This is a genomic window from Kitasatospora sp. DSM 101779 (genome assembly GCF_025655475.1).
GTDB lineage: Bacteria > Actinomycetota > Actinomycetes > Streptomycetales > Streptomycetaceae > Kitasatospora.
In genome coordinates this window covers 1,845,883-1,855,163 of record NZ_JAHTIK010000001.1, presented here as the reverse complement: position 1 = coordinate 1,855,163, position 9,281 = coordinate 1,845,883, and the positions used below count along the sequence as shown (strand labels likewise).

At 75.6% G+C, this 9,281-nt stretch carries 5 protein-coding genes and 1 riboswitch; of the genes, 3 read left to right on the top strand and 2 right to left on the bottom strand.

Annotation, left to right across the window (positions count from 1 at the left end; genetic code table 11):
• Together lnt and cobN are read right to left on the bottom strand one after the other, a co-directional pair.
• The coding region (gene lnt / locus KSNIM_RS08610) for an apolipoprotein N-acyltransferase (RefSeq protein WP_263102632.1) at positions 1 to 1,543 on the bottom strand (1,543 nt) is incomplete at its 3' end.
• Between the two features lie 95 nt (positions 1,544 to 1,638).
• Positions 1,639 to 5,247 (bottom strand): cobaltochelatase subunit CobN, encoded by a 3,609-nt coding sequence (gene cobN, locus KSNIM_RS08605; protein WP_263102631.1) that lies wholly within the window; start codon positions 5,245 to 5,247, stop codon positions 1,639 to 1,641.
• Positions 5,248 to 5,648: 401 nt separating this feature from the next.
• Positions 5,649 to 5,800, bottom strand: a riboswitch (cobalamin riboswitch).
• Positions 5,801 to 5,884: 84 nt separating this feature from the next.
• On the opposite strand from cobN, the gene KSNIM_RS08600 reads away from it, so the two are divergent.
• The 3 genes from KSNIM_RS08600 to KSNIM_RS08590 are packed head-to-tail and all read left to right on the top strand — an operon-like array spanning position 5,885 to position 9,236.
• Entirely contained in the window at positions 5,885 to 7,111 is a 1,227-nt protein-coding gene (locus tag KSNIM_RS08600) for a cobalamin biosynthesis protein CobG (RefSeq protein ID WP_263102630.1), read from the top strand.
• A complete protein-coding gene (locus tag KSNIM_RS08595; RefSeq protein ID WP_263102629.1) occupies positions 7,108 to 7,734 on the top strand; it encodes a precorrin-8X methylmutase in 627 nt (208 codons plus the stop codon). The genes KSNIM_RS08600 and KSNIM_RS08595 overlap by 4 nt, the downstream gene beginning before the upstream one ends.
• Entirely contained in the window at positions 7,731 to 9,236 is a 1,506-nt protein-coding gene (locus KSNIM_RS08590; protein WP_263102628.1) for a precorrin-2 C(20)-methyltransferase, read from the top strand. Before KSNIM_RS08595 ends, KSNIM_RS08590 begins: the two co-directional genes overlap by 4 nt.
• Positions 9,237 to 9,281 lie beyond the last annotated feature (45 nt).

Below are 9,281 nucleotides of genomic sequence, written 5' to 3'. Positions count from 1 at the left end.
GGCCGGCCTGCTGCCGAGGGCCGTCCGCCGGATCCTCGGCCGGCCCGCCCGCCGAGCGGCGACCGCGGCGCACCGCCACCACGGCCCCGGACAGCACCGTCACCGCCACCGCGCCCAGCGGCACCCAGTCACCGAGCCGGTCGTACCAGGTCAGCGCCGACGGCTCCGCCAACGGCACCCGCACCACCAGCGCCCCCGAACCGTCGGTGCCCAGCCGGGCCAGCCGCCGGCCCTGCCGGTCGTACGCCACCGACTCGCCCGTCAGCGCGGCCTGCACCACCGGACGGCCGGTCTCCGCCGCCCGGATCGCACCCAGCGAGGCGTGCTGCGCCGGCGCCCAGGTGTGCTGGAAGGTCGAGGTCGCGGACTGGTAGACGATCAGCGGCGCGCCGTCCCCGGCCGCGGCCCGCGACATGTCGGGGAAGGCCGACTCGAAGCAGATCAGCGCGCCGACCGGCAGCGGGGCACCGGCCCGGTCCGTCGCCGGCAGCAGACGGAACGCCGCACCCGGTGCCCGGTTCTCGCCCGCGGCCTTGCTCACCCCCGCGATCCAGCCCAGCGCCGAGCGGAACGGGATGTACTCGCCGAACGGCACCAGCCGGATCTTGCGGTAGCGGGCGGCCACGCCGTCCGGGGTCACCAGCACCGCGTCCTTGGAGATCCGGCCGTCCGCCTTGCGCGCGTCCTCGCCGACCAGCAGCTGCGCGCCGGTCGCCGCCGAGAGCGACCGCAGGCCCGCCAGCACGGCGGTGTCCCGGTCCAGGTCGGCCGTGGTGCTGGACTCGCCCCACACCACCAGGTCCACCGGCCGGCCCACCAGGCCGCGGGTGCTCCGGGTGCTCGCCGCCAGCCGCGAGGCGTCGTCGGGGGTCTGGCCGGGCTGCACCAGCGCCACCGTCGCAAAGCCGCCCTGCGGGGGCGGCGGCAGCAGCGAGAACAGCACGGGACCGGCCGCCAGGCACGCCGCGACCGCGGCCGCCGGCAGCACTCGCAGCGGCCCCGCGACCAGCAGCACCACCGCGGTGTTGCAGGCCACCACCACCGCGCCGACCAGCCACACCCCGCCCACCGACGCCAGCGCCAGCACCGCCGGATGCTCCCACTGACTCGCCCCCAGCAGCGCCCACGGGCCGCCCAGCGCGTGCCAGGACCGGGCGAACTCGCAGGCCACCCAGACCGACGGCACCACCACCAGCGCGGCCGCCGCCCGGCGCGGCCCGACCCGGCCGTGCAGCAGCCGCCACACCGCGAAGCCGAACGCCGCCTGCAGCACCCCGAACACCACCGCCAGCGGCAGCACCGCCGGACCGATCGACGGCACCAGCCAGTACATCGCGACCAGGATGAAACCGGCCCCGAACCACCAGCCCCGCACCGCGGCCTCGCGCCCGCCCGGGGCCGCCCGCATCAGCAGCATCCCGGGCACCAGCGCCACCCACGCCAGCCACGCCTGACCCGCCCCCGGGAACGCCAGCACCGGGAACCCCCCGGCCGCGAGGGAGTACCACCGGGCGGGCCGCGACAACGCCGAGCGCAACGTCATGCGGAGATCGTATGCACCCCAGGCGTGGATCGAACGCAATCAGGGCAACCCAAAAGGGGCGCGTGGGATGCCCCCACGCGCCCCTGCGGCGTGCCTCAGCTCTCGGCCTCCAGGTCGCCCTCGGTCTCCAGGTAGGCGGCGCGGAGCTCGTCGAGCAGGCGCTCGTCGGGCTCCGCCCACATGCCGCGGTCGGCGGCCTCCAGCAGGCGCTCGCTGATGCCGTGCAGCGCCCACGGGTTGGCCTCGGAGAGGAACTCGCGGTTGACCGGGTCGAGCACGTACTCCTCGGTCAGCTTCTCGTACATCCAGTCGGCGACCACGCCGGTGGTGGCGTCGTAGCCGAAGAGGTAGTCGACGGTGGCGGCCATCTCGAAGGCGCCCTTGTAGCCGTGCCGCCGCATCGCCTCCATCCACCGCGGGTTGACCACCCGGGCGCGGAAGACCCGGGCCGCCTCCTCGGTGAGCGTCCGGGTGCGGACGGTCTCCGGCCGGGTCGAGTCGCCGATGTACGCGGCCGGGTTCTTGCCGGTCAGCGCCCGGACGGTGGCGACCATGCCGCCGTGGTACTGGAAGTAGTCGTCCGAGTCGGCGATGTCGTGCTCGCGGGTGTCGGTGTTCTTCGCGGCGACGGTGATCCGCCGGTAGGCGCTCTCCATCTCCTCGCGCGCCGGACGGCCGTTGAGGTCGCGGCCGTAGGCGTAGCCGCCCCACACCGTGTAGACCTCGGCGAGGTCGGCGTCGGTGCGCCAGTCGCGGCTGTCGATCAGCTGCAGCAGGCCGGCGCCGTAGGTGCCCGGCCGGGAGCCGAACACGCGGACGGTGGCCCGCCGTTCGTCACCGTGCTCGGCGAGGTCGGCCTGCACGTGGGCGCGGACGAAGTTGTCGGCGTCCGCCTCCTCCTGCCGGGCGGCCAGCCGCACCGCGTCGTCGAGCAGGGCGACCACGTGCGGGAAGGCGTCCCGGAAGAAGCCGGAGATCCGCAGCGTGACGTCGATCCGGGGGCGGCCGAGCTCCTCGAGCGGGATCGCCTCCAGGCCGGTCACCCGGCGGGAGGCGTCGTCCCACACCGGGCGGACGCCGAGCAGCGCGAAGGCCTCCGCGATGTCGTCGCCCGCGGTGCGCATCGCGCTGGTGCCCCACAGCGAGAGGCCGACCGAGGGCGGGCAGGCGCCGTCGTTGTCGGCGCGGTACCGCTCGACCAGCGAGGCGGCGAGCGCCTGGCCGGTCTCCCAGGCGAGCCGGCTCGGGATCGCCTTGGGGTCGACGGAGTAGAAGTTGCGGCCGGTCGGCAGCACGTTGACCAGACCGCGCAGCGGCGAGCCGGAGGGCCCGGCCGGGACGAAGCCGCCGTTCAGCGCGTGCAGCACGGCGTCCAGCTCGTCGGTGGTCGCGGCCAGCCGCGGCACCACCTGGGTCGCGGCGAAGGCGAGCACCTCGCGGACGGCGTCGGGGTGCCCGGTGGAGACCTTCTCGACCGCCTCCGGCGCCCAGTCCTCGGCCTCCATCGCCTCGACCAGGGCCCGGGCCTGCGCCTCGGCCGCATCGGTGGCGCCGAGGGTGAGCGCGGCCTCGTCCAGACCGAGCGCCTCGCGCAGGCCGGGCAGCGCGCTGACACCGCCCCAGATCTGCCGGGCGCGCAGGATGGCGAGCACGAGGTTGACCCGGTCGGGGCCGGCCGGGGCCTGGCCGAGTACGTGCAGGCCGTCGCGGATCTGCGCGTCCTTGACCTCGCAGAGCCAGCCGTCCACGTGCAGCAGGAAGTCGTCGAAGCCGTCGTCCTCGGGCCGCTCGTCGAGGCCGAGGTCGTGGTCGAGCCGGGCGGCCTGGATCAGCGTCCAGATCTGGGCGCGGATCGCGGGCAGCTTCGCCGGGTCCATCGCGGCGATGGTGGAGTACTCGTCGAGCAGCTGCTCCAGGCGCGCGATGTCGCCGTACGAGTCGGCGCGGGCCATCGGCGGGACGAGGTGGTCGACCAGGGTGGCGTGGGCGCGGCGCTTGGCCTGGGTGCCCTCGCCCGGGTCGTTGACCAGGAAGGGGTAGATCAGCGGCAGGTCGCCGAGGACGGCGTCCGGGCCGCACTCGGCGGAGAGCGCGGCGGTCTTGCCGGGCAGCCACTCCAGGTTGCCGTGCTTGCCGAGGTGGATCACGGCGTGCGCGCCGAAGCCGCCGTCCTCCTGCGCGGCGGCGATCCAGCGGTACGCGGCCAGGTAGTGGTGGCTCGGCGGCAGGTCCGGGTCGTGGTAGATCGCGACCGGGTTCTCGCCGAAGCCGCGCGGCGGCTGGATGAGGACGAGCAGGTTCCCGGAGCGGATCGCGGCGAGCACGATGTCGCCGTCCGGGTTCTGCGAGCGGTCGACGTACAGCTCGCCGGGGGCCGGGCCCCAGTGCTCCTCGACTTGCTCGCGCAGGCCCTGCGGCAGGGTCGCGTACCAGCGGCGGTAGTCGGCGGCCGGGATCCGGACGGGGTTGCGGGCGAGCTGGTCCTCCGTCAGCCAGTCCTGGTCGTAACCGCCGGCCGCGATCAGCGCGTGAATGAGCTCGTCACCCTCGTGGGAGGAGGAGGCCGTGTCCAGGCCCGGCAGCTCGGTGCCGAGGTCCATACCCTCCTCGCGCAGGCGGTGCAGCAGGCGCATCGCGCTGGCCGGGGTGTCCAGACCCACCGCGTTGCCGACCCGGGCGTGCTTGGTCGGGTAGGCGGAGAGCACCAGGGCGAGGCGGCGTTCGGCGGCCGGGGTGTGGCGCAGCCGGGCGTGCCGGACGGCGATGCCGGCGACCCGGGCGGCGCGCTCGGCGTCGGCGCGGTAGACGGTGAGGCCGTCCTCGTCCAGCTCCTTGAAGGAGAACGGCACGGTGATCAGGCGGCCGTCGAACTCGGGGACGGCGACCTGGGTGGCGGTGTCCAGCGGGGAGAGGCCGTCGTCGCTCGCCTCCCACTGCGACCGCGACCAGGTCAGGCAGAGCGCCTGCAGGATCGGCCGGTCGAGGGCGGCGAGCGCGCCCGCGTCCCAGGCCTCCTCGTCGCCGCCGGCCTGGGCGTCGGCCGGCCGGGTGCCGCCCGCGGCGAGCACGGTGGTGACGATGGCGTCGGCCCTGCCGAGCTCGGCCAGCAGCTCGGGCTCGGCGCCGCGCAGCGAGGAGCAGTACAGCGGCAGGGCGCGGCCGCCCTCGTCCTCGATCGCGCGGCACAGCGTCTCGACGAAGGCGGTGTTCCCGCTCATGTGGTGGGCGCGGTAGTAGAGCACCGCGACCAGCGGGCCCTCGGAGGCTCGGTCCTGACGCTCCAGCGGGCCCCAGGCCGGGGCCGAGGCGGGCGGGGCGAAGCCGTGGCCGGTGAGCAGCACGGTGTCGGAGAGGAAGGCGCCGAGCTCGGCGAGGTTGGCCGGGCCGCCGTGCGCGAGGTAGGCGTGCGCCTCGGCGGCGATGCCGGCCGGGACGGTGGAGAGCTCCATCAGCTGGGCGTCCGGAGCCTGCTCGCCGGTCAGCACCACGACCGGGCGGGGCCCGGCGAGCAGCGTCTCCAGGCCGTCCTCCCAGGCGCGGCGGCCGCCGAGCAGGCGGACGACGACCAGGTCGGTGCCCTCGACGAGGGCGGGCAGGTCCTCGGCGGTCAGCCGGGCCGGGTTGCCGAGCCGGTAGCGGACGGGGCCCTGCGAGGCGCGGGCGCTCAGCAGGTCGGTGTCGGAGGTCGACAGCAGCAGGATCATGCGGAGGGCCTCCCGGCCTGGTCGGTGTTCCACGGCGTGCGGCGGCGCATCGGGGCCGGGTGCGGCAGCCGGGTGCGCGGGGCGGAGCGGGGTGCGGTGCGACGGCCGGTCTTCAAGGGCGCTCGTGCGGTCGTTCCAGGGGCGCGGGGAACTGCGCCATCCGGATGCGGGCCACCGTGCAAACCACGGCTCGGCCTGTGCTGTCGTGACACCCGCCGCGGATCGCGCAGTTCCCCGCGCCCCTTGTGGTGCACCCATGACCGTTGAAGACGCGCCCCAGGGGTGCGGCGGGCCGCCGCCGGGGTCCCCGGGACGGCGGGCGGCGGCTCGGCGCGTCCGGGCGGGACGGCGGAGCCGGGCATGCGGCAGCGCACAGGTCGGGCCTTCCTCGGGGTCCGCGCCCCGGGCTGGTGGAGGACGGCGGGAGTTCCTGGCTCCACGGCGGCTGAGCCGTGGTTACAGTGGCGGGACCGCACCGGATTTGCACCGGTTTCCTCCGCTTGCCGTCGCTGGCGTCGGACGGTCCGCACGGACCGTCCGGCAGCATCGTACGGGGTGGCGGACGGCCGCGGGACTGCACACGGACTGTGATCCAGACGACGGGGCGCCCCGGCGGACAATCTGTATGCTCGCCGCCATGCCACCGCCTCCCGACCCCGCCGGGGCGGGCTCCGCCGTGCCCGACCGGGACCGGTCGGACGCCTGCCCGGGGGCCCTTCGTCTGCACACGGCCGACGACGGCGCCCTCGCCCGCATCCGCGTGCCCGGCGGTCTGCTGACGATTCGTCAGGCGGAGGCGCTGGCTGCGGCCGCCGAGGCGCTCGGCGACGGCGCACTCGAGACCACCTCGCGCGGTAACGTCCAACTGCGCGGCCTGGCTTCGGCCTGCGGTGCGGAACTCGCCGACCGGCTGCGCGCCGTCGGCCTGCTGCCCTCCGACACCCACGAGCGGGTGCGCAACATCGTCGCCTCGCCGACCGCCGGCCTCGACGCCGAGGGGCACGCCGACACCGCGGCCCAGGTGCGCGAGCTGGACGAGAAGCTCTGCGCCGCGCCCTGGGCGACCGCGCTCTCCGGCAAGTTCCTGTTCGCCCTGGACGACGGGCGCGGCGACGTCGCCGCCCTGAACGCCGATGTGACATTGATCGCAGCGCCCGGCGGCACCGCCCTGTTGCGGCTCGGCCGCGAGGCGACCGTCCGCGCGGTGCCGGCGGCGGAGGCCGTGGACGCCGCCCTGGACGCCGCCCGGGCCTTCCTCGACGCACTGCACGCCACCGGCACCCGGGCCTGGCACCCGCGCGAGGTCCCCGAACTCCTGCCGCCCGGAGACCTGTCGCTGCCGCGCTTGCCCGGCGGCCACCCGCCGCTCGGCGTGCTGCCCGGCGGCCTCTCGGTCGGGACGCGCTTCGGACGGGCCACCGCCGCACAGTGGCGGCTGCTCGCCGAGCTGTCCGCCGGCGAGGTCCGGCTGACGCCCTGGCGCGGTGCCGTCCTGCCCGGCGCCAGGGCTGACGGCCTCGCCCGGCTCGCCGAGGCCGGCTTCCTGACCGGGCCCGGCACCGCCTGGGACCGCGCCACCGCCTGCACCGGCCTGCCCGGCTGCGGCAAGTCGCTCGCCGACGTGCGCGCCGACGCGACCCGCGCCCTGGAACGGGCGGACGGCGGCGGCCTGCCGGTGCACTGGTCGGGCTGCGAGCGGCGCTGCGGCCACCCCTCCGGACGATGGGTGGACGTGCTCGCCACCGGGCAGGGCTACCGGGTGGCACCGGTCGGGACACCGGCCCGCCCCACGGATGTGACGCCAGTGGATGTGACGACGGAAGAGATGGCCGAGGCGGTCGCCGAGGCCCGGAGGACCACGTGATCGAGTACGAGAAGGACGGCGCCGCCATCTACCGGCAGTCCTTTGCCACCATCCGGGCCGAGGCCGACCTGGCCGCCCTGCCCGCGGACGTCTCCCAGGTCGCGGTGCGGATGATCCACGCCTGCGGCATGACCGACCTGGTCGAGGACCTGGTCTACTCGCCCGGCGTGGTCGCGTCGGCCCGCAAGGCGCTGCACGCCGGCGCGCCGATCCTCTGCGACGTCAACATGGTCGCCAGCGGTGTCACCCGCAAGCGGCTGCCCGCCGACAACGAGGTGATCTGCACCCTCACCGACCCGACGGTGCCCGAACTCGCGAAGAAGACGGGCAACACCCGCAGCGCCGCGGCCATGGAGCTGTGGCTGCCCCGGCTGGAGGGCGCCGTGGTGGCCGTCGGCAACGCGCCGACCTCCCTCTTCCGGCTGCTGGAGATGATCGAGGCCGGCGCACCCCGCCCGGCCGCGGTGATCGGCGTGCCGGTCGGCTTCATCGGCGCCGCCGAGTCCAAGCAGGCCCTGGCCGAGCACCCGTCCGGCCTGGAGCACCTGGTGGTCCGCGGCCGGCGCGGCGGCAGCGCGATCGCCGCCGCCGCCATCAACGCGATTGCGAGTGAAGAAGAGTGACCGAGCAGCAGACCGGCCGGCTGTACGGCGTCGGCCTCGGCCCCGGCGACCCCTCGCTGGTCACCGTCCGCGCCGCCGAACTCATCGGCAAGGCCGACGTGGTGGCCTACCACAGCGCCCGGCACGGCCGCTCCATCGCCCGCTCGATCGCCGACCGGTACCTGACCGGCGGCCAGATCGAGGAGAAGCTGGTCTACCCGATCACCGTGGAGACCACCGACCACCCCGGCGGTTACCGCGGCGCCCTGGACGACTTCTACGAGGAGGCCTCCGCCCGGCTCGCCGCCCACCTGGACGCCGGCCGCGACGTCGTCGTCCTCGCCGAGGGCGACCCGCTGTTCTACGGCTCGTACCAGCACATGCACAAGCGCCTCGCGCACCGCTACCCGACCGAGGTGGTGCCCGGCGTGACCTCGGTCAGCGCCGCCGCGGCCCGGCTCGGCAGCGCCCTGGTGGAGGCCGAGGAGACCCTGACGATCATCCCCGGCACCCTGCCGGAGGAGGAACTCGCCGCCCGGATCGCCTCCGCCGACTCCGCCGTGATCATGAAGCTCGGCCGGACCTTCCCGGCCGTCCGCCGCGCCCTGGAGCGGGCCGGCCGGCTGGACGACGCGCAGTACGTCGAGCGGGCGTTCATGGACGGCGAGCGCACCCTGCCGCTCGCCGAGGTCGTGGCCGACACCGTGCCGTACTTCTCGGTCGCCGTGCTGCCCAGCAAGGTCGCCCCGCTCGACCTCCCGGAGCCGACAGGTCCCGGCGAGGTGGTGGTCGTCGGCACCGGCCCGGCCGGACCGCTCTGGCTCACCCCGGAGGCCCGCGGCGCCCTCGCCGCCGCCACCGACCTGGTCGGCTACACCACCTACCTGGACCGGGTGCCCGTCCGCCCCGGCCAGATCCGGCACGGCTCCGACAACAAGGTCGAGGCGGTGCGCGCCGAGTTCGCGCTCGACCTGGCCCGCCGCGGCCGCCGGGTCGCGGTCGTCTCCTCCGGCGACCCGGGCGTCTTCGCGATGGCCACCGCCGTCCTGGAGGCGGCCGGCGAGGACCCGTACCGCGAGGTGCCCGTCCGGGTGCTGCCCGGCATGACCGCCGCCCACGCCGCCGCCTCCCGGGCCGGCGCCCCGCTCGGCCACGACTACGCGGTGGTGTCGCTCTCCGACCGCCTCAAGCCGTGGGAGGTCATCGCCCGGCGGCTGCGCGCCGCCGCCGAGGCCGACCTGGTGCTCGCGCTGTACAACCCCGGCTCGAAGTCCCGCACCACCCAGGTCGGGCTGGCCCGCGACCTGATGCTGGAGTACCGCGCCGCGGACACCCCGGTGGTGATGGCCCGTGACGTCGGCGGACCCACCGAACGCGTCCGCACCGTCCGGCTGGCCGACCTCGACCCGGCCGAGGTCGACATGCGCACCCTGCTGCTCGTCGGGTCCTCCCAGACCCGCCTGGTCCGCCGCGACAACGACACCGAGGTCGTCTGGACCCCTCGCCGCTACCCGGAGGAATGACCGCAAGGCTTTCCCGGACGGGTGCCTCAGGGGCGCGGATCGAAC